We start from the raw sequence: 25,732 nt of genomic DNA, 5'->3' as shown, positions 1-25,732 counted from the left end.
CTAAAGTCAGCTGCCTTTTCATTACCTGGGGACATCGGAACGGCCAACCCGTCAAGCACACTGTGCAATTCAGTTGCGCAACGCCGCTCAATTTAAATACAGCGGATCATAATCATCTCGCCGAAATTCCTCCGGAGACTCACTGCATGTTCAGCCTTGAATTCCTGATCACCTCGCTCATTGTCGTGCTCATCCCCGGGACGGGGGTTGTCTTTACGGTATCGACCGGTCTTGTTCTGGGACGGAAAGCCAGCGTGTTTGCCGCGTTGGGATGCACGGCGGGGATTGTTCCGCATCTGTTGGCGACCGTTCTGGGTCTGGCTGCGATCATGCATACGAGTGCCCTGGCATTCCAGGTGCTCAAATACGCGGGCGTCGCCTACCTGTTCTACATTGCCATTGCCACTTGGCACGACAAATCGGCTTTCGCCGTCGACGGATCGGCCTCGTCAACCACGGCTGTCAGCCTTGTGCTGAAGGGGTTCTTGCTCAATATCCTCAACCCCAAGCTGACCATTTTCTTCTTGGCATTTCTGCCCCAATTCGTGCAGCCGGCAACGACGGAGCCACTCATGCACCTCATGGTTTTGAGCGCCACGTTCATGGTCATGACATTTGTCGTATTCGTGGTTTATGGGTTCATGGCGCATGTATTTCGCACCGCCGTCATTGAGTCGCCGCGAGTCCAGGCGTGGCTGCGGCGAGGTTTCGCTGCCACGTTCGCGGGCCTTGGGAGCACTCTCGCGCTCAGCGAAAAGTGATGCCCGAACTCACAATCCACCCAATGCAGCGCGACAGGGCGGTCCCACGCGGTTGAAACAAGGCCTTGGGCGCCAGGAGACCTTCGAGCAGTAGCACTGGTTGATAGCTTTGCCGTGCCAAGCCACGGCTTCGGTATCGCGTCTTCTCAAACAGGAGCAGTGATGAAAACGTTGATGCTGTAGAAAAACCCTTTTCCAGCTGGATTTTCGGCAAAAATATGGCACAGATTTTCTCGGCACCATTTTGCTTTTCATGCATTTGAACTGGTCATCCGCTGCTCTCTGCTTTCTGGGGTGGCGATAACCGACTGGCGAGGAGATTCCCTCTCTTATTGCCTACTGCCCATAGGCGCTGGCGCCACTCTTGTCATTGCGGTAACGGCTGTCGAAGCGGGAGATGTCGAATTCGTGCTTAATCAGGTGATGCACGGCATGCTCTAAATTACCGGGCAGTAACTGCTTCTCCAAATCTACCGCGAGAAATCTCGGGCTGGTGTCGATTGCTTTGTAGCGGGTCATGGCACTTCCCCGAATTCACCTTCGGGTTGGAGCCTTGTTATTCCATATGGTTCACGGCACGATGACGGCATGAATACTATTTTTCTACGCCGTCGTTGGGCTACAAATCACGATACCGGAGCACGAAGTGCGCCGAATGTTGATGCGAAGTAAGTACGACAAACTCTTTGCCGTGTTTGAAAGTCTGTGCGCGAAATTGGCGGCGCTACCAGACGACAATGCCCACGACCTAATCAGTAGTTGGGAGAAGGCTAAGGTTCAATGCGTCCAATGGCTGTCTGATCCTCAGTCAGGAGTCACGAAGTCAAAAATGGCTGCCGGGTTGGAGCAGGGGCTGCGTGAAACTCCGCAACGCCTTCAACGAATCGCGCCTCAATGGAGAGGTAAAGCAGTTGTGGCATTACAAACGGCAATTGAAAATGAATATCCTGAGTTTGTTGTCAAACAACGAGATGCCCTTGCTAAGGTGTTGAGTCACGGTTTAATCCAGAGCGAGTCTGAGTTTTATCTCATCCGGCACGAAGTTGAATGTTTGGAGGAAATTTCAGGATCAGATGCATTGCTGTCCAAATACTACGGCCTGATTGAAGCTTATGAATCGCGCTGACATTGCCTGCGTTCCACAATTTTCGACCTCATGGCACATGAAATGAAAACATCTCCGTTCATGAAAAAACCTCAATCTGAGCCATTGAGCCTGCGCCGAGTTCTCATGGCACTGGTGCTTGTATTGGGCATTTTCTGGTTGTTGGCAACTCAACGGGAGGCGATACGAGAGCACCGGTTGTACTTCACTGAAAATCGCAAAGATGTTGTTTTCCAGTTGTCAGAGCTTTCCGAGGCATGGACGGAAAAAAAGCTTCGGGAGAAATTTGCGGATATTCCGCTGAACTGCTACCCAAATCCTGGTGAGGGCTTGGGGGATTTGGCGTGTGCGTTGGATACAAAGTCATTCAACGGGGTCCCCGCTTTATTCATTTCCTTTTTCTTTGCCTCCGGTCGCCTTCAGCAGGTTTCGATCAACATCCCCTGGTGGAAACATCAGGCAGCTTACGATTACCTTGTTGCATCGATGGGGCGGCAGACTGCATCGCAACTCTTTCCTTATGCTGGCGTACGATTGCATGGCTGGAATCTGCCCAGTGGTGCCGCCGTTTTTTATAACCGCGATAAGTCGGTAAACCCTTTGTCGTGGAATGCCATCAACTGGCGTAGCGCTTCTTCATGTGCAGCGGATGGTTGCTTCTTGTCCGGGAAACCATGACCCATCCCATTCTGTAAGGCAGCCGGTGAATTCAAATTTTGGAACGCATGATTCCGTTACCGCTAGTCTTGAGGTACTGGGCAGCCGAAGTAAAGTGCGACGCTATCTTGTTCGCCGTCATATTAAATGTCGTTCAGGTAATATTTTCCCGGAAAGTATGTCCGCGGGTATTTGACCTCCGCCTTCAAGGCATCCTCCCTGCCATGAGACCCAATCCATCATGAAATGGCCCTTTGACCAACCACCCAACTGTGCAACTTTTGTCACACGCGGGGTGATAGAGAGCAAAAAACCCATCCTGTTTGTTTCCCATGACGAAGATGACCATGGTTGGCAGTTCCATGACACTCTCGACGCACAGGCAGACGACGCACGCATCGTCTGCCTAAGCCATGTTCTGGAAATCGACCCAACGATGCGTGATTTCGCCGATCTTCCTCCCGGTTGGGTTGCGTGGCGCCAGGATGAAAACAGTCCGTGGAAGCGAGAGCTTGCGCCACCGGAAGAGGGTGAAGCCTGACATTGCGATCAACGCCGCTTGCCCCGGCCCCCTGAGTCGCTTCCCTCACTTGCCTCGCCTGCCTCCATTGCTTGAATCATGAAATGCCTCGTCGTCATTGCGCATCCGAATACCGACAGCTTGTGTCATACGATGGCCCAGTCCGCGATTGCCGCATTGAGAGGGAAAGGTCACGAAGTGATCATCGAGGACCTCTATCTTTCCGGATTCTCTCCCGCGCTCACGCTCGATGAGCGCCAAAGCTACTACCGTCCATCGTTCGCATCGGCTGCCGTTCAGGATCAAATCGACCGCCTGCTTTCCGCCGATGCGTTGGTGCTTGTCTTTCCTACCTGGTGGTTTGGTTTTCCTGCCATCTTGAAAGGGTGGTTTGACCGAGTATGGGCTCCCGGGGTCGCCTACGATCACGCCACCGATTTCGGCCCAATCAAGCCAAAGCTCGATAATCTCGAAAGAGCGTTGGTGCTGACTTCTCTCGGCTCGCCCTGGTGGGTTGATCGCCTGGTGCTGCGGCAGCCGGTGAAACGTGTACTAAAGACCGCTCTGTTGGGAACTTGTGCGCCGAACTGCCGGCTTGAAATGCGATCGCTTTACAAGGCGGAATCTCTGACGCAACCTCAAGTTCAGTCATTCTGTGCACGTATCGAGAAAACCCTTTCGAAATGGTAGTTGTCATTCCCCATCTGCTGCTTGACTCGGCGTTCCAAGGGATATGCCACAAACGGAGCGTCCACGGCTTGGCCCATGGAGGAATGCATGCGCTGGGCTGAACTGGGTCTTGCCGCAATTTTGGGGGCGCTGTTTACTGCCTTCAGTTTCCTGCCCGGCCCGTGGTGCGACCCGGCTCCCGTTCGTCCTCTTGCCGGAATCTTCGTCGTTGTCGCGACCATGTTTTATCTGCACCTCGTCGACGATGACCGCCGCCCCGTGGTTGGCGCCTGGCACCGAATGCTTGTCGGTTCTGCGGCGGGCATTACGGTTGCCGCCATCGCAGGTGCTTCAGCTGCGTTGTACGTGCTGCTCGCACTGGTAGGGGCCATGCTTGGGTACATCGGTTTTCGGTGGCTGAAGCATCTCCCTCTCTAGTCGCATAGCGGAATAGCGAGGGGATGGCAGCCAATGGGGTTAGCATGCGGCGTTACGGTAGATCATCGGAATCATTTGCAAGACGGGGAGTCCATAAATCTATGTTAGGTGCTCATGAGCGGGCCTGAAATTCTGGAAACAGAGGGAGTTGAGACGCTCTATGTACACGGGGCGACCGTCGGTGACCTCATCGGATTCCTGCACCCGCAGGTTCCATGGGTGTGGGTTCTGGGGCACATGCCAAACACCCGCTTCGAGTGGTGGGAAACCGCGCAGCCCTTCCGTCAAGGTGGCCCTTCGATAGCGGCCGAGTATCGTCTGATTGGGTATGATCTTTTGCTGTCAACCCCGCGCTTCCTGGAACTCTCATCCGAATTCGAAGGGCATGGCATTTCACTCATTCAAAGCCACCATCGCATGCCGAATGCGCTTGATATGGACCGAATTCCGGAAAATCAGCGTTTGAAGATACTTCGCAGCAACGGTGCCTTTCTTCGAATCGAGCTGCCGCATGCCGTTGAAACAGCTCAAGTTCAATGCTTTGAAAAAGCTTACCTGGCCAGCGTTGTCGCATCACGCAAGTCGTTCAGGCAGCTCCCCGAAGGCACTGCTTGATTTCAACGTTGGCTGAGCATCCGCATCTGGACAGGGAAATCCCTTTCATTCGTCGGGCCGCATTAAACAACATTGGGAGGCGCCATGGGTACTTGGGGAACGGGTCTATATTCCGATGACACGACTTGCGATGTCCGTGATCGCTACGTCCTGAACTTGAAGGCGGGGCTTTCTTCTGACGATTCATGCCAGGACATCCTGGATCGCCATGGCGATCTCCTTCGCAACACCGAAACAGCCTGCCTGGTGTACTTCGCGCTGGCTGACACGGCATGGCGATATGGCCGCCTGAACGAGGCCGTGAAGGATCGGGCGCTCTCGCTGCTCAAATCGGGCGGCGACATTGCCGTCTGGGAACGCGATGCCCCCAGCGATGCCGCATCGCGGCGCAGGACGCTCAGGGAACTGGAGAGGCGCCTCGGCACGCCGCAGCCAGCCGCAAAGACAATCAATATTTCGCAACCGAAACCCAAGAAAATCCGCACCACCGCTCCCATCGGTTCGGCCTTTTTACTGGCGCTACCCGGCCAAGGCTTCGCACTTCTCGTCCTGGTGGGATTCATGGAGCTTGAAAAGAGCATTGATCCGGTCTTTTCGGTCCTGGATCGGCGAATCGCTTCGCCGGCGGAGTTGCCTGCCCAAATCACGGGTGACGACAAAACACTGGTGCTTTCGAAGTCGTTTCACCGGGCGTTCGAGCATGTTGCGATCCTTCCCAAGGACGAGAGAAGGAGCATCCTGTCAGGGCTGGAGCGGGTGGATGTATCCGCCGTCTCTCCTATGCCCTACGCGCGGGAGAGTACGGTTTGGCTGTCCGTCAGTCGTATGGCAAACGAGATCGATGCCCACCTGGCATCGCTACTGTCCCCTGAACAGCCAATCGCGTCCCCCTAGGACGAGCCGGGGTCGGTAGGGGCACGTGAAGCAAAAAAAACGGCCCGACTGCCGAAGCGGACGGGCCGTGGGGGTGAGGCGCTTGCGCGCCCCGAGGGAGAGGCCGTTTAGCCCTTGTGCAGCTTGAAGACCCACACCGAACCACCCTGTTCGAGGTAGTTCACGCGCTTGGCGACGTCGCCGCCCCACAGCGGCACGGCGCCGCCCCAGCCGGTGGTGACGGCGATCATCTGCTCGCCATCCTGTTCCCAGGTGACCGGCGGTGCGACGATGCCGGTGCCGGTCTGGAAGGACCACAGTTCCTTGCCGGTCTTGGCGTCGACACCCTTGAGGAAGCCTTCCGGGGTGCCGTAGAAGATCAGGCCGCCGGCGGTGGTCAGCACGCCACCCCACAGTGGGGCGTAGTTCTTGTTTTCCCAGACGATCTTGCCGGTGGCCGGGTCGACGGCGCGCAGCACGCCGATGTGGTCGTCGTGGATGGCCTTGATGGTGAAGCCGGCGCCGAGGTAGGCGGCACCCTTCTTGTAGGCAACCGGTTCGTTCCAGATGTCCATCGACCACTCGTTGGCCGGCACGTAGAACAGGCCGGTCTGCGGGCTGTAGGCCATCTGCTGCTGGTTCTTGCCGCCGAGGAAGGACGGGGCGGAGAAGACGACCTTGCCCTTCTTGCCGTCGGCTTCATCCGCCGGGTTGCCCGGGCGACCGTCTGCCGTGTAGATCGGGCGGCCGGTGTTCATGTCGTAGCCGGTGGCCCAGGTGATCTTCTTGACGAAGGGGAAGGCGTTGAGCAGCTTGCCGTTGGTGCGGTCGTTGACGAAGAAGAAGCCGTTACGATCGGCCTTGCCGCCGGCCTTGATGATCTTGCCGGTCTTCGGGTCCTTGTAGTCGAAGGAGACGAATTCGTTCACGCCGTCGAAGTCCCAGCCGTCGTGCGGTGTGTTCTGGTAGTGCCAGACGATCTTGCCGGTGTCGGCGTCGATGGCGACGGTGGAGGACGAGAAGAGGTTGTCGCCCGGGCGCAGGTGGCTGTTCCACGGGGCCGGGTTGCCGGTGCCGGCGAAGATCAGGTTGGTTTCCGGGTCGTAGGTGGCACCGTTCCAGGTGGCGGCGCCGCCGGTCTTCCAGAGATCGCCCGGCCAAGTGGCGTTGGTCGTGCCGGAGATGCCGTTCTCGACCTTTTCGCCGTCCTTCACGATGTAGCCCATGTGGCCTTCGACGGTCGGGCGGGTCCAGATCAGCTTGCCGGTCTTCGGATCACGCGCGTCGATGCGGCCGACGACGCCAAATTCACCGCCGGAGACGCCGGTGATCAGCTTGCCCTTGGCGATGATCGGGGCGGCGGTGGCGGAGTAGCCGGCGGCGTAGTCTTCAAGCTTTTCCTTCCACACGACCTTGCCGGTGTCCTGGTTCAGCGCGACCAGCTGGGCGTCCAGGGTGGCGAAGATGACCAGGTTGTCGTACAGCGCGGCGCCGCGGTTGATCACGTCGCAGCAGGGCATGATGCCGTCCGGCAGGCGGTGCTCGTACTTCCACAGCTTCTTGCCGGTCTTGGCGTCCATGGCGAACAGGCGGCTGTAGGAAGCGGTGACGAACATCTTGCCGTTGTGGATGACCGGTTGCGATTCCTGGCCGCGCTGCTTCTCGCCGCCGAAGGACATCGACCAGGCCGGCACCAGGTTCTTGACCGTCTTGGTGTTGATCTGGGTGCTCGGGCTGAAGCGCTGGCCTTGCGTGCCGAGGCCGAAGCTGACGACGTCGCCTTTGGTCGCCGCATCGTTCAGGATGTCCGCGTCGGTGACGACGGCGGATGCCTGACCGCCCGCCAGCATCGCAGCGGCGAGCAGGGCGATGGTGCTCCGCTTGAAGGGGGTATGTCTGTGCATGGATTGTCTCCTTGGTTATCCAATTGGTTCCGGCCAGCCGTTTCCGGGTGGCCGGAGTGTCCCGCCGGCGTGCCGCCTTCCTTTCCCTGAATCGGCGCACTGGCGGGAGGGGTATCCGCAAAGCCTGTGCCAAGTGGGCGGATATGCCCGAATCGTCTGTTGGGTGGGGGAAGGCAGCCGTTTCGCCGGTTCTGGCCGTTGAGCACTTGTGTCTTGGCGCGCTGCTTCAAATGTCACCAGTTGCTCCAAAGTTGCACACCTCGTCAGGGGGGCGGTGCGGCGATTTTTAGCCTGTCGCCCCGGAACGGCCGTCATTCGGTGCTTTGGGCCTGGCGAGGCGGGATTGGCATGCCGCTTGCACAACGCTTCCGCAAACAGCCCCGTAGGGCGGATTGGAGCGAGACAGAGACATGAAATATCCCCTGACCATTGCGGCCATTGCGCTGGCGGCCCTGATGTCGCCGGCTGAAGCGGCCGCCCTCAAGGAGGGCGGCGACCCGCTCGCCTCGGCGCGCTGGACGGACATGGAAAAAGCCTTCCTGTCCGGGGCGCCCGTGCTCTTCGATCCGCGCGTCAAGGTCGTCGCCCCGTCGACGGCGGAAAACCCGATGCAGGTGCCGGTCACGGTCGATGCCACGGCACTGCCGGGGATTGTCGAGGTCGTGGTCTTCGCCGATTTCAATCCCATCGTCCAGGTGCTGCGCTTTTTCCCGGAAGAGGCGCCGGCCTATCTCGGCTTTCGCGTCAAGCTGCAGCAGTCCACGCCGGTGCGGGCTGCCGTGCGTACCAGCGACGGCGTCTGGCATGTCGGCGGCACCTGGGTGGAGACCGTGGGCGGCGGCTGCACCGCGCCGTCGGCCGCCGCCGCCTCGCCGGAATGGCAGAAGCGGCTCAACGAGGTCACCGGCCGCCAGTGGTCGCAGGGGCCGAATGCCGGGCGGGTCCGCCTGCGCATCGTGCATCCGATGGATACCGGGCTGGTCGCCGGAACGCCGGCCTTCCACATCGAGGAAATCAACTTCACCGATGCCGCCGGCAAGCGCCTGATGCGCGTCCAGACCTACGAGCCGGTCAGCGAGAACCCGGTGTTCACGCTGCAGCGCGGGGCGGCTGGCGGTACGCTGGAGGCGAGCGGCCGCGACAACAACGGCAACGTCTTCCGGGCAAGGATCGAGCAATGAAGCGCCTGCTCTTCGTCCTGCTCGCGGTGCTGGCCGGCGCGCTCGGCGCCGACGATTTCGACTATCGGCTCGTCGCGCGGCCGGTCGCCACGGATGTCTATGCCTTCATCGGCAAGACCGAGGATTTCGACACCCGCAACGGCGGCAATATCGTCAACACCGGTTTCATCGTCGGGGCGGAGGGCATCGTCGTCATCGACAGCGGCCCCTCGCTGCGCTACGGACAGCAGATGCGCCAGGCCATCGCCCGGGTCAGCGCCAAGCCGGTGGTGCTGGTCATCAACACCCACCACCATCCCGACCACTTCCTCGGCAACCAGGCGTTTGCCGACGTGCCGATCGGCGCCCTGGCCGATACGCGCCAGGGCATCGCCAACGAAGGTAATGCCTTTGCCGAGAACCTGTACCGGATGAGCGGCAACTGGATGAAGGGCACCGAGGTCTTGGCCCCGAAGCGCACGCTGGAGGCCGGACAGCTGTCGGTGGCCGGGCGTTCGCTGCGCCTCGTGGCGCTCGACGGGCATACCGGCGCCGACCTGGCGGTCTTCGATGAACGAAGCGGCGTCCTGTTTGCCGGCGATCTCGTCTTCAACAACCGGGCGCCGACCACGCCGCATGCCGACGTCGGCCACTGGCTGACGGCGCTCGACCGGCTGGAAAAACTGACCCGCGAAGCCGGATTCAGCGCGCTGGTTCCCGGGCATGGCGCGATTGCCCGCGATGCGGCGCCGATTCGCCAGACCCGCGACTGGCTCAACTGGCTGACGGCCAGCCTGCGCGAATCCGCCCGCGCCGGGCTGGACATGAACGAAGTGCTGGCCCGCCCGCTGCCGGCTGTCTACGACGGCTTGCCGCTGGGGGCGGTCGAGTACCGCCGTTCGGTCGGCCATCTGTTCCCGGCCTTCGAGCAGGATGCGCTGGAGTCCGCCCGGTGACACACGGGGATAGTCGCCGCTTCTGGGCCATCCTGGGCTGTTCGGCGCTGCTGCATGGCGCGCTGTTCGCGACGCTTTCGCTACAGCACAAGCCGACCGTGCTGCCGGCCATCGTGGCGTCGATTCGCCTGGTCGATGTGGCCTCTGGCGGCTCGGCCGCAGCGCTCCCGGAAGCGGCGGCGATTTCACCCAAGGCGCGGCCGGATGCGCCACGTGCCGAGGCTCCGGTAGCGCCGCGCCCGATCCGCCCGGCACGGCCGGTTCGCGAGGCGGTCGCGGCCCCCGTCGCGGCGTCGGCGCCCGCTGCGGTCGCCACCCCGCAACCCGCGCCGCTGCCGGCACCCTCCGGTGCACCCGCCGCCGAAGCGCCGCCGCCGGTGGCGAACGCGGTAGCCGCGCCCACCCAGTCCGACGTGCTGGCCGGTTATCGCCAGCGCCTGACCGAGCTGTTCGCGCGTGGTTACGAATACCCGCGCATCGCCGCCCTGCGTGGCTGGGAGGGCGAAGTGCGCCTGCGCCTCAAGGTCGCCCGCAAGGGCAACCTGCTCGGCGTCCATCTCGATCGTTCGAGCGGCTTCGCGGTGCTCGACCAGCACGCGCTGGCGCTGCTCGAAGGCCACGGCAGCCTGCCGCCCTTGCCCGAGGCGCTGGAGGGCAGCGAAATCCAGGTCATCGTTCCCATCAATTACAAACTCAGAAAAACGACATGAAGAGACAAAACCCTCAACCGAAGCTGCTCGCCATCGCGCTGGCTGCTGCCTTTGCCCCCGCCTGGGCGCAACAGAGCGTCACCACGGCCACTGTCGAGGTCGTCGGCACCACGCCGCTGGCCGGCATCGGCGTACCGCGCCTGCACCTGCCGACCAACGTGTTGTCGCTCGACGACCGCCGGCTGGAGGAAATCGAGAGCCTGAACATCGCCGAGCAATTGCAGCGCCAGGCGCCGGCGGTGACGATCAACGAAACGCAGGGCAACCCCTACCAGGCCGACCTCAATTACCGTGGCTTCACCGCCTCGCCGCTGCTGGGCACGGCCCAGGGGCTGTCGATCTACGTCGATGGCGTGCGCGTCAACGAGCCCTTCGGCGATACCGTGAACTGGGATCTGATTCCTCATTCGGCCATCGCCGGCATCGACCTGATCCCCGGCTCCAACCCGGCTTTCGGCCTCAACACCCTGGGCGGCGCGCTGGCCATCCGTACCAAGAGCGGCTTCTCGCACCCCGGCGGCAAGCTCGAACTCTCCGGCGGCAGCTTCGGGCGCAGCAACACCGAGCTGGCATGGGGCGGCAACAATGGCACCGTCGGCTGGTACGCTGCCGGCGACTGGTTCCGCGAGGACGGCTGGCGCGATTATTCGCCGTCGGACGTCAAGCAGTTCTTCGGCAAGCTGTCGTTCCGCAACAGCGCTGGCGAGGCCGACCTGACCTTCACCCAGGCGCGCAGCCGCCTGATCGGCAACGGTCTGGTGCCGCAGTCGCTGCTCTCGGAGCGGCGCGAGGCGATCTTCACGCACCCCGACCAGACGCGCAACGACCTGAGCCAGCTCGGCCTCAACGGCAAGCTGTGGTTGAGCGACAGCCAGAGCCTGAGCGGCAACGTCTATGTCCGCAAGACGCGGACCCGGACGCTGAACGGCGACATGAACGACGATTACGAAAACGACTGGGCGACCGATCCGAACACCCCCAGCGGCGCCCACAACCGCACGCAGACCCGCCAGCTGGGCACCGGCGGCGCGGTGCAGTGGAACCTGACGACCAAGGCGCACCAGCTGGCCCTCGGCGCCTCGTGGGATCAGGCCCGCATGCGCTTCGTGCAGACGCAGCAGTTCGGCTCGCTGAACGACAGTCGCGGCGTTAGCAACCTGCTCGCCGAGAACGAGGAAAACCGGCTGTGGGGAACCACCCGCACGGCCAGCCTGTTTGCCACCGACACCTGGTCGATCACCCCGGTGCTGCACCTGACGGCATCGGCGCGCTACAACATGAGCCGGGTCACCACGCACGACGAGCACAACCCGAACCCGCCCAACCTCGACGGCGACCACAGCTACCGCAAGCTCAACCCGGCCCTCGGCCTGAGCTGGCAGGTGCTGCCGGCGCTCAATGCCTACGCCGGCTTCAGCCAGGGCAACCGCATCCCGACGCCGATCGAACTCGGTTGCGCCGACCCGGCCAACCCGTGCACCCTGCCCAACTCGATGGCGGCCGACCCCTATCTCAAGCAGGTCGTCTCGCGCACGCTGGAGGCCGGCCTGCGCGGCAGCCTGCCCGGCAATACGCAGTGGAATGCCGGGGTCTATCGCACCTTGAACACCGACGACATCCTGTTCGTCGGCACCTCGACCAGCGCCGGCTATTTCACCAATTTCGGCAAGACGCAGCGCCAGGGCTTCGAACTCGGCCTCAACGGCAGCCTGAGCGCCGTCGACTGGTTTGCCAGCTACAACTGGCTGCATGCCACCTTCCGCTCCAGTGCCTGCCTGCTGGCCGAAAACAACAGCACGCGCGGCACGGCGGCCGAGTGCACCGGCGGCGGCCAGGATGACGAAATCTTCATCAAGAAGGGCAACCGGCTGCCCGCCTTGCCCGAGCACAGCGTCAAGCTCGGCCTGAGCTGGCGGACGACGGACTGGCTGCGCATCGGCGGCGACGTGCAGGCTTTCTCCAGCCAATATCTGCGCGGCAACGAGAACAACCAGCACCAGAGCGGCACCTTCACCGATGCGTTGGGCAACACGCGTACCTTCGACGGCCCGGGCAAGGTTGGCGGCTACGCCATTCTCAACCTCAATGCCGAAGCCCGGTTGGGCGCGGGTTGGCAGCTGTTTGCCAAGGTTAACAACGTGTTCGACCGCCGCTACGCGACGACCGGCGCGCTGGCCGAGAACCCCTTCGTCGGCGGCAGCTTCCAGGCTAACCCGGACGACTGGCGCCGCCAGACCTTCGTCGCGCCGGGCGCGCCGCGCGCCGCCTGGGTCGGCGTGCGCTACATTTTCGGCGGCAAGTGACCATGAAGCGGCCGCTTGCGTTTCTTTCGCTTGGCCAGGCCGGGTTGCACACCCGTGTCGGCCTCGTGCTGTGCGCGCTGGCGGCCAGCCTGCTGCTGGTGCTTGGCGGCCTGTGGCTGCACGCCACGCGTAATGCCGTGCATGAAGAAGTCGAGGCGGCGACGCGCGTATCCGAGCAATGGCTCAGGGTGGTGGTCGGCGAACTGCAGGCGCTGCCGCCGGATGTGCGCGGCGAGCGCCTGCTGGCCGTGGCGGCGGGCATCGGCCGGGTGCGCGCCAACGTGCTGGAAGTGCGCGATGCCGACGGACAGCTGCGTCACGTTTCGCCACCGTCGGCCTACAAGGCCGGCCGCGAGGCGCCGGCGTGGTTTGCCGACTTGCTGTCCAGCCGCCTGCCGGCGCGCCATTTGAACGCCGGCGGCTTTCAGTTGAGCCTGCTGCCGGATTCGTCGCGGGCGGTGCTCGACGCCTGGGACGAATTGCTGGGCATGGCCGGCTGGGCGCTGCTCTTTCTGACCGCCCTGTTCGCCGGTACGCGGCAGGCCCTGGGCCGGGCGCTGCGGCCGCTCGACCAGGTCATGCGGGCGCTGGATCGCACCGGTCGCGGGCGTTTCGACACGCGCCTGCCGCACTTCGACTCGCCGGAACTCGGCCGCCTGGCGCGGGCCTTCAACGGCATGGCCGATCGCCTGAAGGCGGCGGTGGACGACAACGTCCGGCTGGAGACGGCGAGGGAAGTGGCCGAGCAGATGCGCAGCCGGCTCGAAGACGAGCGCCGCGCCGAACGCGAAAGCATTGCCCGCGAACTGCACGACGAACTGGCGCAAGGCATTACGGCGGTACGCGCACTGGGCGGCGCCATCGTCCAGCGCACCACGGAGCAGCTAGCGCTGCACGGCCATGCGCAGAGCATCGTCGCGGTGACCGGCGAGATGCAGGACGGGGTGCGCCGCATCCTGCACCGCCTGCGCGCCGACACGGCGGGCCTGGCGGAGCGCCTGGCGCAGTGTACCGAGGCCTGGGGGCGGCAGCACGGCATCGCGCTGGAAAGCCGGATTTCCCTGCCCGAGGACGGTATCGACGACGAACTGGCGCAGGGCGTGCTGCGCATCGTGCAGGAAGGGCTGACCAACGTCGTCCGTCATGCCCAGGCCAGCCGGGTCGAACTGACGGTGCAGGCGGACGAGGCGGAACTGTCGGTGCGCCTTGCCGACAACGGCTGCGGCGCCGGCCGGGGGCTATCGGGGCAGGCCGGCTGCGGGCTGGGCTTGCAGGGTATGCGCGAACGGGTCGCCCTGTTGGGCGGCCATCTGGAATTCACCAGTCCGGCAGCGGGCGGCTTCGTTTTCGAGGCGCGTCTGCCGGTCAATGCGAGGAGGGTGGTGTCATGAATCTGCAAGGAACCCGCGTGCTGCTGGCCGACGACCATGCCATGGTCCGGCTCGGTTTTCGACTCCTGCTCGAAGGGGCCGGCGCCCAGGTCGTCGCCGAGACCGACAACGGCGAGAGCGCCGTTCGCCTGTACGCCGAGTGCAATCCCGACCTCGTGGTGATGGATGTGTCGATGCCCGGCATCGGCGGCCTGGCTGCGCTGGAGCGCCTGCTGCTGTGGGATGGCAAGGCCCGCGTATTGATGCTCTCGGCGCACCACGACGATATCGTGCCGGTGCGTGCCCTCAAGCTCGGCGCGCGCGGCTACCTGTGCAAGCGGGCGTCGCCGGAAGAGTTTTTGCGGGCGGTCGGCGAGGTGCTGCGCGACCGTCGCTATCTCGACCCCGAGCTGGCGCAGGCCGTGGCCCTCGCCCAGTTGTCGGGCTCGGCCAATCCGGTCGAGGCGCTGACCGAGAAGGAACTCGCCGTCTTCCTCAAGCTGGCCGAAGGCCGCTCGGTCAACGACGTGGCGAGCGATTTCTGCATCAGCCCGAGCACGGTCGGAACGCACCTCTATCACATCAAGCAGAAACTCAACGTGCACAACGCCGCCGAGCTGACGCTGGTCGCCGTACGCAACGGCCTGATCGAATCCTGAATGGAGCAGCGGTGTCCGCCGATTTTTTGTATCCCGAAGTCAAACCGCGCTGTGCGCGGCGTATCGCCGTTGGCGACGGCCACTACCTCTATGTCGAGGAAGTCGGGCCGGCCGATGGTGTGCCGGTGCTTTTCCTGCACGGCGGCCCGGGCAGCGGCTGCACCCCGGCGCAGCGCCGGCTGTTCGACCCGCAGCGTTTCCGCACAGTGCTCGTCGACCAACGCGGGGCCGGGCGCAGCCAGCCGCTGGGCGCCCTGAACGAGAACACCACGGCCGATCTGGTCGCCGATCTGGAAGTCGTGCGCGAGGCGCTGGGCATCCCGGCGTGGATCGTCTTCGGCGGCTCGTGGGGCAGCCTGCTGGCGCTGGCCTACGCCCAGATCTACCCGGAACACGTGCTCGGGCTGGTCCTGCGCGGCATCTTCCTCGGCTCGCAGGCCGAAATCGCCGCCTATGTTGGCGGCGAGAATCCGGGTGCCCACCAGGCATGGCACACCTTTTCACGCGCGCTGGGGGCGGTGGCCTCCGGCGATCTCCTTGCCGCCTGCGCGGCCCGCGTGCTTGGCGACGATGCCGGGGAGGCCGAGCGTGCCAGCCGGGCCTGGCTGGACTACGAGCGCACGCTGCTCGGCGAAGCGCCGCTCGACCGCTCGCTCGACGCCCGGGAGTTGGCCAAGGTACGCATCCAGATGCATTACCTGTCGCGGCACTGCTTCCTGGCACCGGGGCAGCTGCTGGCCGGTGTCGAGCGCCTGCGCCACCTGCCGGCGGCCATCGTGCAGGGGCTGTCCGACCCGGTCTGCCCGCCGAAGAACGCCGACGCGCTGCATCACGCCTGGCCGGAAGCGACCTGGTTCCCGGTCTCCAACGCCGGCCACGGCGGCCTGTCGCCGCCTATCGCCCGGGCCTGCATCAAGGCGCTGGGCTGGGTCGCCGAGTGTGTCGAGGTGGTCGGCTGATCGGGCCTAGCAGTTCATCCGGCCGCGCCGTTGCGCCCGGCGCATCACGGCCCGCCAGCGGCTGCGCAGGTGGTAGGCCAGCCCGCGCCGAACCTGCCGGCTGCGCCGGCGCAATGCCGCCAGCGCGACATGCGCGCGCCGGTAGGCCGGGTGGGCATGCAGCCGGTCGAAAACGGCCGACTTGAAGCGGGTGATGGCCGCATAAGCGCGCGCGAACCAGGCTATCGTCAGCAACTGCGCCTTGGTCAGCGTGAAGATGCGGGCGAGCAGGGCCGTTCCGACAATCTTGGCCGCCATGAAGGTGAGTATCCCGAGCAGCGGCGCGCCGTGCGCGAGAAAATACAGCCCGGCCAGCTTGAACGGCAGCAGCACGGCGCCGGGCAGAAGAAACAAGGCCAGCGCGACATAGCGCGGCGCACCGGCAACCCAGGCGTCGACCTGGCGCCACAGCGGCCAGCGGGCCAGCCAGGCCATGGCCTCCTGCAAGGGCTCCCACAGCCATTCCCAGAACCACAGGACAAAGGCGGCAAGCAGGACGAACGGCGTGGTCAAGGCGCGCTTCAGGCGGTGTTCCATGACGGAATATCTCGGAAGGGACGCGACAGTATAAGGAGTGGATGCCTTGCCGTTTGTCGGCTTTGCGTGACGGTGCGTGATCGGTGGCAAACCATCCATCAGCCTCGCGACATTGACCCGATATTGACATGGCATGAAAATTACTGTGTGCCATGAGGCTGGGTTGGTGCCTTCAATTCTCCGGGGAGCCGCCTCGATTGAATAGCCTACAGAGAGATCACAACTAGGTCGCTGGATGAGCCGGGCATGCAACCGATGACGAAACAAGAGGATTTTGGATTCTGAGTAGGAGTGAAAATGAGAGCTGTGATAGATCGAGAAAGGAAAATCTTCCTGACATCTTTTGTTCTCGAAACCGTTGTCGCGAGAGCCCGTGCAAACGTAAATATATCGATGATGGCTCTTCGTTTGCTTATTTTGCCGCTATTTCCGGTATTCATCGCAAGCAATGTCATTGGTGCAACAGGCGACGAAGAGCCAGTGATTGAGTACTCTGAACTCTGTGAAGTTTGTTCTCTGCAAAATCCGTTTTTTTCGCTAAAGCTGTTTCCTACCGGACGTGTGGTGTATGACGGTCCGTTACTCGTGGATAAGGCACTTCCTTTCGGTGAAAATCCCTTGGAAAAAGGGCAACGAGAAGTGAAAATTCCCCAGGAGGAAGTCGGCCGCTGGGTGGAGATGTTGCTAGATGCCAAATTCTTCGCATTGGAAAAGTTATACATTGGCACGGCGTGCGCAGAAAGATGGGACCGAGTGTTGATTTTGAAGGTCGAGGGAGCAACCCATTCGGTCAGATGGTTTTGGTGTCGCGAAAAAGATTTTCCCCGTGTCTTGCATGACGTGGGAAAGCAAATTGAATCAAAAGTAAATCCACGGCAGTGGATCAAGATACTCCCCTTGAGCAATCCCCCTATCGCCCCAAGCCCCGGCAAGCCCAATAACCAGAAAAAGGGGTCAGAGATATTTAGCTTTCTCAACTTAACCAAAAGTCGCGCCCGCCCAAAGGCGGGCTGGTCATTTTTTCCTCTGCATCCACCGCCTGCTACGCTTGATCCCTCGGCTCTCTCGGGAACATTGGCGAACTCCCGAGGTCCGAGGTGGAACACAATCATTGCTCACCGCTTCTTCCGTTTTCAGGAAGGCGCTCCGGAAACTCACTCCCATAAATCCCCATGCTGACTATCGAAATCGTCTCCGACGTCGTTTGCCCTTGGTGCTTCATCGGCTTACGGCGCATTGATGCGGCCATCGCGCTGGTGCGTCGCGATATTCCGGACTTTCACTGCACCAAGCGCTGGTTGCCGTTTTTCCTGAATCCGGATACACCGCCGGAGGGTGAGCCTTACCTGCCTTTCCTGGTTGCCAAGTTCGGCGGCGTCGAGCAGGTCGAGGCGCTGTTCGAGCGGGTGCGCGATGCGGGCCGCCCGTACGGCCTGACGTATGCCTTCGAGAAAATTGCGCTGCGCGCCAATACCTTGCGGGCGCATCGCCTGATCCACTGGGCGCAGCAGCGGGGCGATGCGGAGCAGTTGGTCGAGCGGCTGTTCGCCGCCCAGTTCCAGCGGGGCGAGCATGTCGGCGATATCGGGCTGCTGGCGGCTATCGCGGGTGAGTGCGGCTATCCGGCCGACGAGGTTGCCGCCTATCTGGCTTCCGACCAGGATGCCGAACTGGTGCGTGCCATGGAGGCCGAGATTCGGGCGGTGGGAATCCGCCAGGTGCCGACGTTCATCGTCGACCGTCGGCGCGTGGTGGTTGGCGCCGAGGATCCGGCGGTGCTGGCCGAAGCCATCCGCGAAACCCTTGCCCGGCCCTGAACGTGACGCTGTAGCTGCCCGCTGCGTGTAGCCGCGATCTGCAAGAAAAAGGCCGACATCGGTCGGCCTTGCATGGGGTGTCGCGCTTCAGGCCGTCAGAAGGCGTATTTCACCCCGACCTGGATCAGGCGCGGCATGCCGACCTGGATGCCTCGGGTGCGGTCCACGATATAGGTCTTGTCGAAGACGTTCTTGCCGGTGATGAAGGCCGACAGGGATTTGTCGAAGCGATAGTTGAGCGACGTGTTCCAGACGGTGTAGGCCGCGATCTCGCCCTTTTGGCCATCGGCCGTCGGCGTGACCGTGTTGGCGAAATCGGAATACTGGCTGCCGACATACTGGGCCTCGATTTCACCCCTGAACGGGCCGACGCCGTAGCCGAGTGCGGCAGTCAGCGTGTGCTCGGGGGCATAGGCTTGGCGCTTGCCCTGAGTGCCGACGACGGCGCCGTTGGCCACGTTGCGGAAGGCTTCGGTCTGCTCCGCCGTCGGTAGCCAGGTGTAGGCCACGCGGCTGAACACGCCGTTCGACAATTCCGCATTGGCGGCCAGTTCGAGGCCTTCGAACAGCGCCTTGCCCTGCGAGAGCGGCGTGCTGCCGCCGGCAATGGAGCCGACGGCGATCAGGTTGTCGTAGTTGTTGCGGAAGTAGGCGGCCTGAACGGAAACGCCGTGCAACGGTTGCGCACGCACACCGAGTTCGAAATTGAGCGATTTTTCGTAATCCACGTCGGTGACCGTACCGGTGCCGCCGATCAGGTCTTCGACGCGCGGCGGGGAGAAGCCCTTGTGCAGGCTGGTGAATACGGTCAGCGTCCGCAGCGGATTCCAGGTGGCGCCGATCCCCGGCGTGAAGGCATGCACGCTGGATTCGCCGGTTTGGCCGGTCAGGCGATTGGTGCGCTCGGCCTTGATCGATTCGTAGCGCGCGATCGGCGTGATGCTGAACTGGCCGATGTCGAAGCGGTTGGCGACAAAGCCGGAATAGGCGCTGGTCTTGCGCAGGTTGTTTTCGACCAGGGTGCCGCTACGCGCCGTCGGACTGGTGCCGTTGATCTGCTTGCGATCCTGCTCCTCGAAATGCGCCCGCACGCCGGCCTGGAACTCGCCCAGTCCATGCGCTACCGTCAGGCGGGGTTCGATACCCCAGGTCTCGTAACTGCGCAGGCGGCCCTGGGTGGAATTGCAGGCATCGGGATTGATCGCGGCACCGGCCAGTCGCGACGGATTCAATGCGCCGCACTGACCGTCCTGGCTGTTGCTCGCCTGACGCCACCAGTCGCGGTCGAATTTCGAGTAATACACGCTGGTGGTCAGCGTGCTCTTGTCGTCGATCAGGAAGTCGTGGGTTGCCGAGAGGCCGGTACGTTCAGCCTCGAAACGGTCGTTCTTGAACGGGTTGTAGCGGGGGCCCTGGCGGTCGTATTCGGCTTGCGTCAAACCGGAATAGGTCAGCATCGAATCTTCCTTGTAGAAGTTCGCGCGCAGCGTGATCGCGTTGCGGTCGCCGAGCAGGGTGGCGTACTTGACGTTGAAGTCGTCCAGCTTGTGGTTCATGTTGTCGCGGGCGCCGTCGCCCTGCTTGTGGCCGTAATCCAGGGTCAGGCCGCCGCCGCCGACATTGACCTTGCCGTTGAAGTAATCGCGGTTGCCGACGACGCCCTGGACGTAGCCGCCAAAGGTTTGCCGTGGGGCCGGGGTGATGTAGTTGACCACGCCGCCCACCGTCTGCGGCCCGAACATCAGCGAGCTGGCACCCTTCAGGACTTCGATGCGCTCGTAGCGGTCGACCATCGGATGGTAGTAGCTGGCGTTGTCGCCGTAGGGCGCATAGGCCAGCGGCAGGCCATCCTCAAGCAGGGTGATCTTGGTGGAGCGCGTCGGATTCAGGCCGCGCATCGCAATATTCGGGCGCAGTCCGAAGCCTTCCTCGTCGCGGGCGTGAACGCCGGGCACCTTGCGCAGCGCCTCGTTCACGGTGAAGACGTGGGAATCTTCCAGCTCCTTCTTGCCGAGAATCTGGCCGGCGCCGCCCAGGGTCGGCAGGTTTTCTTCGCTGCCGATGACCTTGACGGTCGGCAGGGTTTTTTCAGGGGGACTTTCCTTGGCATGGGCGGCCGGAAGGCAAGCGTACGCAGCGGCCAGCGCCAGCACGAGCGGAGTGGGAGAAAGGGGCTTTCTCGATAGACAAGACTTCATTGAGACTCTCCAGAAACAGTTTTTGTGATGCTGGCTGGCTGCCTGGAGACGTGCTTGGGTGGCTGGCTTGCAAATAGTGTGGGGACAGCGCGTTCAATTGTAAATAAAAGTAAGTCTCATTTCAATTCGTAAGGTGTGTGCGCTGGGGCAACACGCAACTTGGAAAAGAATGGATACAAATCGTCGCACAAAGACAATGTGAAAAATTCTTCTTTGGCGGGAAACTGAAGAGCATTGTCAGTCTTGAGGAGATTCCCATGCAATCCGATGAAGTCCGGCAAGCCCGTGTCGTTACAGATTTCATGATGGTGGCCAGGTGCTATTTCGGCATGGCTCCCGCAGCGCGACCGATGTTGCGTCGGGGCGGCCCATACGGTCGGCTACGCCCGGTTTTCCGTTCGTTGCTGGTTGTCGGCTCGCTCGGGACAGCGTTGGCGCAACCGGTATTTGCGCTGGAAACGATGCGTTCCACGGGGCTGGACAATGCCACGAGCAATTCGACCGACGGCGGGAAATCACCCGTTTGGCCGGCCGGTGTCGTGGCATTGCCGAAAAACCTTCCCATGACTGATTCATTTCAGGAGGAAAACAAAACATGAAAGCACTGAAGATGACGGTTGTAGCGGTGGCCGTTGCTGCCGCAGTGGGCGGTGCCTATTCCTTTGGCCAATTGCAGACGGTCGCCAGTCCCTATGTCGTGCCATCGGCTGCCGCCGCGCAGAATGCAGCGCCGCTCGGTTCTTCGGTTGCGCTGCCCGACATGCGCGGCATCATTGCCAACAATGCGCCGGCCGTGGTCAATATCAGCGTCAGCGGAACACGCAAGACCTCGGTCGGCGTGCCGCAGATTGATCCGGACGATCCGTTCTACCAGTTCTTCCGCCGCTTTGGCGGGCAGGTTCCCCAGGGCAAAACGCCGGTGCAGGGCCAGGGTTCGGGATTCATCGTCAGTGCCGAAGGGACGATCCTGACCAATGCCCACGTTGTCGAGGATGCCGACGAAGTGACCGTCAAGCTCAGCGACAAACGCGAGTTCAAGGCCAAGGTGCTGGGTGCCGACAAGTCCAGCGACGTGGCCGTGCTGAAGATCGATGCCAAGGGGCTGCCGGTCGTTCGCATCGGTGCGTCGGCGCCGACTCAGGTCGGCGAATGGGTGCTGGCCATCGGTTCGCCGTTCGGCTTCGAGAGCAGCGCCAGTGCCGGCATTGTCTCGGCCAAGTCGCGCTCGCTGCCGGACGGCAGCTATGTCCCGTTCATCCAGACCGACGTCGCGGTCAATCCGGGCAACTCGGGCGGCCCGCTGTTCAACATGAACGGCGAGGTGATTGGCATCAACTCGCAGATTTATTCGCGCAGCGGCGGTTACCAGGGTTTGTCCTTTGCCATTCCGATCGAGGTGGCGATGAACGTCGAGCGGCAGATCGTGACGACCGGCAAGGTTCAGCGCGGCAAGCTGGGCGTCAGCATCCAGGAGGTAAATCAGGCTCTGGCCGATACCTTCGGGCTAGCCAAGCCGGCTGGCGGCCTGGTCTCTTCCGTGGAAAAAGGCGGGCCGGCGGCCAAGGCCGGAATCGAGCCTGGCGATGTGATCATTGGCATCGACGGCAAGGCGGTGAATTCAGCCGGTGAACTGCCGGCGGCCGTGGCGCTGAAAAATCCGGGCGAATCGACCCGTCTGCAAATCTGGCGCAAGGGCCGGTCGCAGGATATCGAGGTCAAGGTCGGCAGCTTCAACGACGAGAAAGTCGCAGCGGTGGAAACGCCGAGCATGGACAAGGGGCGCCTGGGTGTCGCCGTCCGGCCGCTGACGCCGGAGGAAAAGCGCCAGGCCGACGTAAGCGCCGGACTGCTCGTCGAACAGGCCGGCGGCTCGGCCGCCAAGGCCGGCATCCAGCCGGGCGACATCATCCTGTCGGTGAACGGTCAAACGGTGAGCACCGCCGACCAGTTGCGCAGCGCCATTGCCAATGCCGGCAAGAAGGCGGCGATCCTGGTTGAACGGGACGAATCGCGCATCTTCGTACCGGTCGATCTTGGCTGATGGCTGTTTTTTAGCGCCGCCGCGCGCTCAATTGGCGTTCTTCTTCAGCCGGTATTGCAACTGCGGCCGGGTGATGCCCAGGGTGCGGGCGGCACCCGCCAGATTGCCGTCGGCGCGTTTGACGGCCTCGTCGATCAGGCGGGTTTCAAGGTCCTCGAAGGCAGTGCCGCTATCGAGAATGGCGTCGATCAGGGCCGAGGAGGGGCAGGGTTCCTTGGGCTGCTCCAGGCTGCCGGCCTGGGTGATCTGCGCCTCGCTGAAGTCGCTGTCGGCGACGTTGGCGAACAGGTGCTCGCGTTCGATCCAGCCGCCGTTGGGGGCGAGGATGAGGCCGCGCTCGATCATGTTTTCCAGTTCGCGCACATTGCCTGGCCACTGGTAGTGCTTGATCGCCTGCATCGCCTTGTCGCTGACGCCGAGCAGCTTCTTTTCGTAGAGCGTGCAGAAACGGGCGAGCATGGCTTCGATGAGCAGCGGGATGTCGGCGATGCGTTCGCGTAGCGGTGGAATCTGGATGGGGTAGACGCTGAGCCGGTAATAGAGGTCGGAGCGGAAGCGCCCGGCCTTGACCGCGGCCTGCAGGTCGACGTTGGTGGCGGCGACGAGGCGGATGTTCAGCTTGCGTACCCTGTCGTCGCCGAGGCGCTCGATCTCCCCCTCCTGCAGCACGCGCAGCAGCTTGGCCTGGGCGGCGAGCGGGAGTTCGCCGATTTCGTCGAGGAACAGGGTGCCGCCGTCAGCGCGCTCGAACTTGCCCATGCGCGAAGTCTGGGCGCCGGTAAAGGCGCCTTTCTCGACACCGAACAGCTCGGATTCGATCAGGTCGTTGGGCATGGCCGCGCAATTGACGGCGACGAACGGCCCTTGCTTGCGGTTGCTCATCTGGTGCAGGGTGCGCGCGAAACGCTCCTTGCCGACGCCGGTTTCGCCGAGCAGCAGCACGGTGACCTGGGTGCCCGAGGCGCGGGTGACGAGATCGTAGGCGTGCTGGAAACCCTTGGAATTGCCGACCAGTTGCGGCGTCTGCGTCTGCTGTGAAATGGTGGTGCGCAGGTAGTCGACCTGGTGGCGCAGTTCCAGCAGGTGGTTGAGCATCGAATCCGACTCGAAGTAGCTGGCGTGCTGCTCGGCGTCGTCCCACTCTTCGAGCGGCTTGCCGACGATGCGGCAGTGGTTGTGCCCGCAGGCGACGCATTCGACCTCCTTGAACAGGATGAAGCGACCCATGAAGGCGGAGGTGTAGCCCGAGGCGTAGCCAATCTGGGACCAGCACACCGGTTCGTCTGACTGGCCCAGTTCGCGCAGGTGGATGTCCTGCTCCCAGGAGTTCTCCCACAGGAATTCGCCATAGAAGCTGCCGCTGTCGAAGTCGAGTTTCATCTCGATCGGCGTGACGCGGACGATGCCCTCCAGCATGTGCAGTTGCGGGCCGGTGAAGAAGGCATCGGGCATCGACTGATGGCCACGGATACGCTTGGCGAGTTCGGCATCGCAGACGCCGGCGGCCTAGCCCATGCGGGTCAGCAGGCGGCGGGCGTGTTCCTTGCCGACCGAGCCGACCAGTTCGCGGCGCAAGGCGCCGAGCGCCGAGGTATGCATCAGCACCATGCGATTCTCGGCCAGCCAGATCGTGCCGTCCTTTTCGCAAAACTTGACCAGATTGCGCAGGTCGTTCGATTCCGGGTAACGGATGGTTGTCATCTTGTCTCTCTGTCGCGAAGGCTCTCCGTCGCCGGAGGCTGTCCACTTGTGTTTTTGTACTGGTGCCTGCCGGCTACCCGAACCATTTTTGCTCCAGAAGTCGGCAATTTTCTCGAGATTATTCCACGGTTTTGTTTGTCGTGGTGGATTGCCCTCGCCACGAACAGGCGTGCAATCCCGATGTCATTGCTGTCGTCGCTGCAGGCGGCTCTCCTATTACCCGGCAGTCATTGAGGGGGGCGAAACCGGTGCGCGCGGAGTTGATCATTTGATTAATCAACTCGAAATTTATTCACCATAACGTAATGATGCGCTGCGGAAAAATGCCTGTCCGTTTTCCGTGATTTGAATAAAAACAGTCGGTTAGCTTACTGGCATGCTCCTTGATAAAGAGAGCTCCGCCAGCGATGGGCGCTGTGCAGCTTTCAGAGGACAGGCGATGAGTCAGCACGAGAAGCAAGGCAGTACGTTCGACGCGGGGCGGCGCTATGTCCGCATCTGCAGGCGTCGGCCGGATGGCTTCATCGAATTCGAGTTTTCGATCGGCGATCCGGAACTGGCTGTCGAGCTGATGCTGCCGGAGTCGGCTTTCCACGAGTTTTGCCTGGCCAACGAAGTCATCGTGCTCGATCCGGCAGCAGCCGATCAGGGCGACTGGGTTTCCCGGTTGAACGATGCCTCGCGCCAGGGTTTTGAAGACGCAGTCTGAACACACCATCCCGCCAGCGGGAACAACGAGAGGAGACAAGCATGCAGATCGATCTGCGCACCGTGGCCATCAAGCCCTTGCGCCACACCTTCGACCATCTGGTCGAGCGCTTCGGCGACAAGCCGGCCAGCCGCTATCAGGAGGGCAGCTACAACATTCAGCAGGAACACATCTTCCACTACCGTCCGACCTGGGATGCCGACCGCGTGCTGTTCGACAGGAAGCGCACCAAGATCCAGATGAAGGATTGGTACGCGCTGAAAGACCCGCGCCAGTACTACTACGGCGCCTACACCATTGCCCGCGCCCGGCAGCAGGAGGCCGCCGAGTCGAGCTTCGAGATGATCGAGGATCGCGGCCTGGCCGAGCTGATTCCCGCCGAGCTAAAGCAGATCGCCCTCGATGTGCTGGTGCCGATGCGCCATGTCGAGTGGGGCGGCAACATGGGCAATTCCTACATCACCGCCTACGGCTACGGCACGGTCATCACCCAGCCCTGCCTGTACCACGCCATGGACCATCTCGGCGTTGCGCAGTACCTGACCCGCATCGGCCTGGTGCTCGATGGTCCCGAAGCCCTGGATGCCGCCAAGGAAGCCTGGATGTCCGGCACGGCCTGGCAGCCGATGCGCCGCCATGTCGAAAACCTGCTCGTGCTGCAGGACTGGTTCGAGATCTTCGTTGCCCAGAATCTGGTCCTCGAAGGCCTGCTCAACCCGATGCTGTACGACTACCTGGATGCCGACTTCTCGGCCAAGGGCGGTACCGCCATCTCGATGATGACCCGCTTCATGGCCGAATGGTCGGCCGAAACCGCCAAGTGGATCGATGCCCAGATCAAGACGGTGGCAGCCGAGTCGCCCGAGAACAAGGAGCAGCTGAGCGCCTGGGTCAAGCACTACCGCTCGGCGACCCGCGAGGCGCTGGCGCCGATTGCCCAACGCGCCTTCGGCGACAAGGCCGACGACGTGCTGGCCGATCTCGTTTCCGAATTCAACGCCCGCTGCGCCAAGCTTGGCCTGGCGGTCTAG

General features: G+C 62.5%; 26 protein-coding genes and 1 pseudogene. 21 read left to right on the top strand and 6 right to left on the bottom strand.

What is annotated here, in order from left to right; genetic code table 11:
* The first annotated feature begins 146 nt into the window (after positions 1-146).
* Positions 147-761 (top strand): LysE family translocator, encoded by a 615-nt coding sequence (locus AB6Q56_RS11155; protein ID WP_434513254.1) that lies wholly within the window; start codon positions 147-149, stop codon positions 759-761.
* Here AB6Q56_RS11155 and AB6Q56_RS11150 read toward each other — a convergent pair.
* Together AB6Q56_RS11150 and AB6Q56_RS11145 are read right to left on the bottom strand one after the other, a co-directional pair.
* On the bottom strand, positions 748-1,020 hold the full coding sequence (locus AB6Q56_RS11150) for a hypothetical protein (protein WP_434513253.1): 273 nt from the start codon (positions 1,018-1,020) through the stop codon (positions 748-750). The two genes, AB6Q56_RS11155 and AB6Q56_RS11150, sit on opposite strands and share 14 nt — an antisense overlap.
* 77 nt (positions 1,021-1,097) lie before the next feature.
* Positions 1,098-1,280 carry a hypothetical protein gene (locus AB6Q56_RS11145; protein WP_434513252.1) on the bottom strand — a complete coding sequence of 61 codons (183 nt, stop codon included), beginning with the start codon at positions 1,278-1,280 and terminating at the stop codon, positions 1,098-1,100.
* Between the two features lie 136 nt (positions 1,281-1,416).
* Between AB6Q56_RS11145 and AB6Q56_RS11140 the strand changes: the two genes are divergently transcribed.
* The 7 genes from AB6Q56_RS11140 (at position 1,417) to AB6Q56_RS11110 (ending at position 5,659) form a co-directional block, all read left to right on the top strand.
* The gene (locus tag AB6Q56_RS11140; protein ID WP_434513251.1) at positions 1,417-1,887 is read left to right on the top strand and encodes a hypothetical protein; all 471 of its coding nucleotides are present in this window, start codon (positions 1,417-1,419) and stop codon (positions 1,885-1,887) included.
* A gap of 42 nt (positions 1,888-1,929) precedes the next feature.
* Positions 1,930-2,544: a hypothetical protein gene (locus AB6Q56_RS11135; protein ID WP_434513250.1), complete on the top strand. Its 615-nt coding sequence runs from the start codon at positions 1,930-1,932 to the stop codon at positions 2,542-2,544.
* 220 nt (positions 2,545-2,764) lie between these two features.
* Positions 2,765-3,064, top strand: a complete 300-nt coding sequence (locus tag AB6Q56_RS11130; protein WP_434513249.1) for a hypothetical protein — start codon at positions 2,765-2,767, stop codon at positions 3,062-3,064.
* Between the two features lie 78 nt (positions 3,065-3,142).
* Entirely contained in the window at positions 3,143-3,733 is a 591-nt protein-coding gene (locus AB6Q56_RS11125; RefSeq protein WP_434513248.1) for an NAD(P)H-dependent oxidoreductase, read from the top strand.
* 87 nt (positions 3,734-3,820) lie between these two features.
* Positions 3,821-4,150, top strand: coding sequence for a hypothetical protein (locus AB6Q56_RS11120; RefSeq protein WP_434513247.1), 330 nt, complete (start codon positions 3,821-3,823; stop codon positions 4,148-4,150).
* Between the two features lie 114 nt (positions 4,151-4,264).
* Complete coding sequence (locus AB6Q56_RS11115) at positions 4,265-4,765, top strand: hypothetical protein (protein WP_434513246.1); 501 nt, start codon at positions 4,265-4,267, stop codon at positions 4,763-4,765.
* 84 nt (positions 4,766-4,849) lie between these two features.
* Positions 4,850-5,659 carry a hypothetical protein gene (locus AB6Q56_RS11110; RefSeq protein WP_434513245.1) on the top strand — a complete coding sequence of 270 codons (810 nt, stop codon included), beginning with the start codon at positions 4,850-4,852 and terminating at the stop codon, positions 5,657-5,659.
* Between the two features lie 107 nt (positions 5,660-5,766).
* On the opposite strand, the gene AB6Q56_RS11105 is transcribed toward AB6Q56_RS11110, so the two are convergent.
* Complete coding sequence (locus AB6Q56_RS11105) at positions 5,767-7,542, bottom strand: PQQ-dependent methanol/ethanol family dehydrogenase (RefSeq protein WP_434513244.1); 1,776 nt, start codon at positions 7,540-7,542, stop codon at positions 5,767-5,769.
* Positions 7,543-7,952: 410 nt separating this feature from the next.
* Here AB6Q56_RS11105 and AB6Q56_RS11100 point away from each other — a divergent pair, with 410 nt between their 5' ends.
* Genes AB6Q56_RS11100 through pip form a run of 7 tightly spaced genes read left to right on the top strand, consistent with a single transcriptional unit; the run spans position 7,953 to position 15,659 of the window.
* Positions 7,953-8,723: a quinoprotein dehydrogenase-associated SoxYZ-like carrier gene (locus AB6Q56_RS11100; protein ID WP_434513243.1), complete on the top strand. Its 771-nt coding sequence runs from the start codon at positions 7,953-7,955 to the stop codon at positions 8,721-8,723.
* Entirely contained in the window at positions 8,720-9,658 is a 939-nt protein-coding gene (locus AB6Q56_RS11095; RefSeq protein ID WP_434513242.1) for a quinoprotein relay system zinc metallohydrolase 1, read from the top strand. The genes AB6Q56_RS11100 and AB6Q56_RS11095 overlap by 4 nt, the downstream gene beginning before the upstream one ends.
* Positions 9,655-10,368, top strand: a complete 714-nt coding sequence (locus AB6Q56_RS11090) for an energy transducer TonB (protein WP_434513241.1) — start codon at positions 9,655-9,657, stop codon at positions 10,366-10,368. Before AB6Q56_RS11095 ends, AB6Q56_RS11090 begins: the two co-directional genes overlap by 4 nt.
* A complete protein-coding gene (locus AB6Q56_RS11085) occupies positions 10,365-12,671 on the top strand; it encodes a TonB-dependent receptor (RefSeq protein WP_434513240.1) in 2,307 nt (768 codons plus the stop codon). The genes AB6Q56_RS11090 and AB6Q56_RS11085 overlap by 4 nt, the downstream gene beginning before the upstream one ends.
* Positions 12,672-12,673: 2 nt before the next feature.
* On the top strand, positions 12,674-14,062 hold the full coding sequence (locus AB6Q56_RS11080) for a HAMP domain-containing sensor histidine kinase (protein WP_434517101.1): 1,389 nt from the start codon (positions 12,674-12,676) through the stop codon (positions 14,060-14,062).
* On the top strand, positions 14,059-14,700 hold the full coding sequence (locus tag AB6Q56_RS11075) for a response regulator (RefSeq protein ID WP_434517100.1): 642 nt from the start codon (positions 14,059-14,061) through the stop codon (positions 14,698-14,700). The genes AB6Q56_RS11080 and AB6Q56_RS11075 overlap by 4 nt, the downstream gene beginning before the upstream one ends.
* Before the next feature lie 11 nt (positions 14,701-14,711).
* Positions 14,712-15,659, top strand: a complete 948-nt coding sequence (gene pip, locus AB6Q56_RS11070) for a prolyl aminopeptidase (RefSeq protein WP_434517099.1) — start codon at positions 14,712-14,714, stop codon at positions 15,657-15,659.
* Positions 15,660-15,665: 6 nt separating this feature from the next.
* Here the strand turns inward: pip and AB6Q56_RS11065 are convergent, their stop codons facing one another.
* Positions 15,666-16,235, bottom strand: a complete 570-nt coding sequence (locus AB6Q56_RS11065; protein ID WP_434517098.1) for a hypothetical protein — start codon at positions 16,233-16,235, stop codon at positions 15,666-15,668.
* Between the two features lie 297 nt (positions 16,236-16,532).
* On the opposite strand from AB6Q56_RS11065, the gene AB6Q56_RS11060 reads away from it, so the two are divergent.
* Complete coding sequence (locus AB6Q56_RS11060; protein WP_434517097.1) at positions 16,533-17,414, top strand: hypothetical protein; 882 nt, start codon at positions 16,533-16,535, stop codon at positions 17,412-17,414.
* Complete coding sequence (locus tag AB6Q56_RS11055) at positions 17,408-18,052, top strand: DsbA family oxidoreductase (RefSeq protein WP_434517096.1); 645 nt, start codon at positions 17,408-17,410, stop codon at positions 18,050-18,052. Before AB6Q56_RS11060 ends, AB6Q56_RS11055 begins: the two co-directional genes overlap by 7 nt.
* Before the next feature lie 95 nt (positions 18,053-18,147).
* Here AB6Q56_RS11055 and AB6Q56_RS11050 read toward each other — a convergent pair whose 3' ends face one another.
* A complete protein-coding gene (locus tag AB6Q56_RS11050; protein WP_434517095.1) occupies positions 18,148-20,250 on the bottom strand; it encodes a TonB-dependent receptor family protein in 2,103 nt (700 codons plus the stop codon).
* A gap of 137 nt (positions 20,251-20,387) precedes the next feature.
* Here AB6Q56_RS11050 and AB6Q56_RS11045 point away from each other — a divergent pair, with 137 nt between their 5' ends.
* Positions 20,388-20,849 (top strand): hypothetical protein, encoded by a 462-nt coding sequence (locus AB6Q56_RS11045; protein ID WP_434517094.1) that lies wholly within the window; start codon positions 20,388-20,390, stop codon positions 20,847-20,849.
* Positions 20,846-22,291, top strand: a complete 1,446-nt coding sequence (locus AB6Q56_RS11040; protein WP_434517093.1) for a DegQ family serine endoprotease — start codon at positions 20,846-20,848, stop codon at positions 22,289-22,291. Before AB6Q56_RS11045 ends, AB6Q56_RS11040 begins: the two co-directional genes overlap by 4 nt.
* Positions 22,292-22,318: 27 nt before the next feature.
* Here the strand turns inward: AB6Q56_RS11040 and AB6Q56_RS11035 are convergent.
* Positions 22,319-23,992: pseudogene (locus tag AB6Q56_RS11035) on the bottom strand (sigma 54-interacting transcriptional regulator).
* 439 nt (positions 23,993-24,431) lie between these two features.
* Between AB6Q56_RS11035 and AB6Q56_RS11030 the strand changes: the two are divergent.
* Entirely contained in the window at positions 24,432-24,701 is a 270-nt protein-coding gene (locus tag AB6Q56_RS11030; protein ID WP_434517092.1) for a phenol hydroxylase subunit, read from the top strand.
* 41 nt (positions 24,702-24,742) lie between these two features.
* Positions 24,743-25,732, top strand: a complete 990-nt coding sequence (locus AB6Q56_RS11025; RefSeq protein WP_434517091.1) for an aromatic/alkene monooxygenase hydroxylase subunit beta — start codon at positions 24,743-24,745, stop codon at positions 25,730-25,732.

Origin of the sequence: Dechloromonas sp. ARDL1, assembly GCF_051122455.1 — a bacterium.
Lineage (GTDB): Bacteria > Pseudomonadota > Gammaproteobacteria > Burkholderiales > Rhodocyclaceae > Azonexus.
This window is presented reverse-complemented; position numbering and strand designations above follow the sequence as displayed.

Excerpts from the sequence above, each read along its gene's own strand:
- AB6Q56_RS11155 (WP_434513254.1), top strand. The coding sequence starts at position 147 with ATGTTCAGCCTTGAATTCCTGATCACCTCGCTCATTGTCGTGCTCATC.
- AB6Q56_RS11150 (WP_434513253.1), bottom strand. The coding sequence starts at position 1,020 with ATGCATGAAAAGCAAAATGGTGCCGAGAAAATCTGTGCCATATTTTTG.
- AB6Q56_RS11145 (WP_434513252.1), bottom strand. The coding sequence starts at position 1,280 with ATGACCCGCTACAAAGCAATCGACACCAGCCCGAGATTTCTCGCGGTA.
- AB6Q56_RS11140 (WP_434513251.1), top strand. The coding sequence starts at position 1,417 with ATGTTGATGCGAAGTAAGTACGACAAACTCTTTGCCGTGTTTGAAAGT.
- AB6Q56_RS11135 (WP_434513250.1), top strand. The coding sequence starts at position 1,930 with ATGAAAACATCTCCGTTCATGAAAAAACCTCAATCTGAGCCATTGAGC.
- AB6Q56_RS11130 (WP_434513249.1), top strand. The coding sequence starts at position 2,765 with ATGAAATGGCCCTTTGACCAACCACCCAACTGTGCAACTTTTGTCACA.
- AB6Q56_RS11125 (WP_434513248.1), top strand. The coding sequence starts at position 3,143 with ATGAAATGCCTCGTCGTCATTGCGCATCCGAATACCGACAGCTTGTGT.
- AB6Q56_RS11120 (WP_434513247.1), top strand. The coding sequence starts at position 3,821 with ATGCGCTGGGCTGAACTGGGTCTTGCCGCAATTTTGGGGGCGCTGTTT.
- AB6Q56_RS11115 (WP_434513246.1), top strand. The coding sequence starts at position 4,265 with ATGAGCGGGCCTGAAATTCTGGAAACAGAGGGAGTTGAGACGCTCTAT.
- AB6Q56_RS11110 (WP_434513245.1), top strand. The coding sequence starts at position 4,850 with ATGGGTACTTGGGGAACGGGTCTATATTCCGATGACACGACTTGCGAT.
- AB6Q56_RS11105 (WP_434513244.1), bottom strand. The coding sequence starts at position 7,542 with ATGCACAGACATACCCCCTTCAAGCGGAGCACCATCGCCCTGCTCGCC.
- AB6Q56_RS11100 (WP_434513243.1), top strand. The coding sequence starts at position 7,953 with ATGAAATATCCCCTGACCATTGCGGCCATTGCGCTGGCGGCCCTGATG.
- AB6Q56_RS11095 (WP_434513242.1), top strand. The coding sequence starts at position 8,720 with ATGAAGCGCCTGCTCTTCGTCCTGCTCGCGGTGCTGGCCGGCGCGCTC.
- AB6Q56_RS11085 (WP_434513240.1), top strand. The coding sequence starts at position 10,365 with ATGAAGAGACAAAACCCTCAACCGAAGCTGCTCGCCATCGCGCTGGCT.
- AB6Q56_RS11080 (WP_434517101.1), top strand. The coding sequence starts at position 12,674 with ATGAAGCGGCCGCTTGCGTTTCTTTCGCTTGGCCAGGCCGGGTTGCAC.
- AB6Q56_RS11075 (WP_434517100.1), top strand. The coding sequence starts at position 14,059 with ATGAATCTGCAAGGAACCCGCGTGCTGCTGGCCGACGACCATGCCATG.
- AB6Q56_RS11065 (WP_434517098.1), bottom strand. The coding sequence starts at position 16,235 with ATGGAACACCGCCTGAAGCGCGCCTTGACCACGCCGTTCGTCCTGCTT.
- AB6Q56_RS11060 (WP_434517097.1), top strand. The coding sequence starts at position 16,533 with ATGAGAGCTGTGATAGATCGAGAAAGGAAAATCTTCCTGACATCTTTT.
- AB6Q56_RS11055 (WP_434517096.1), top strand. The coding sequence starts at position 17,408 with ATGCTGACTATCGAAATCGTCTCCGACGTCGTTTGCCCTTGGTGCTTC.
- AB6Q56_RS11050 (WP_434517095.1), bottom strand. The coding sequence starts at position 20,250 with ATGAAGTCTTGTCTATCGAGAAAGCCCCTTTCTCCCACTCCGCTCGTG.
- AB6Q56_RS11040 (WP_434517093.1), top strand. The coding sequence starts at position 20,846 with ATGAAAGCACTGAAGATGACGGTTGTAGCGGTGGCCGTTGCTGCCGCA.
- AB6Q56_RS11030 (WP_434517092.1), top strand. The coding sequence starts at position 24,432 with ATGAGTCAGCACGAGAAGCAAGGCAGTACGTTCGACGCGGGGCGGCGC.
- AB6Q56_RS11025 (WP_434517091.1), top strand. The coding sequence starts at position 24,743 with ATGCAGATCGATCTGCGCACCGTGGCCATCAAGCCCTTGCGCCACACC.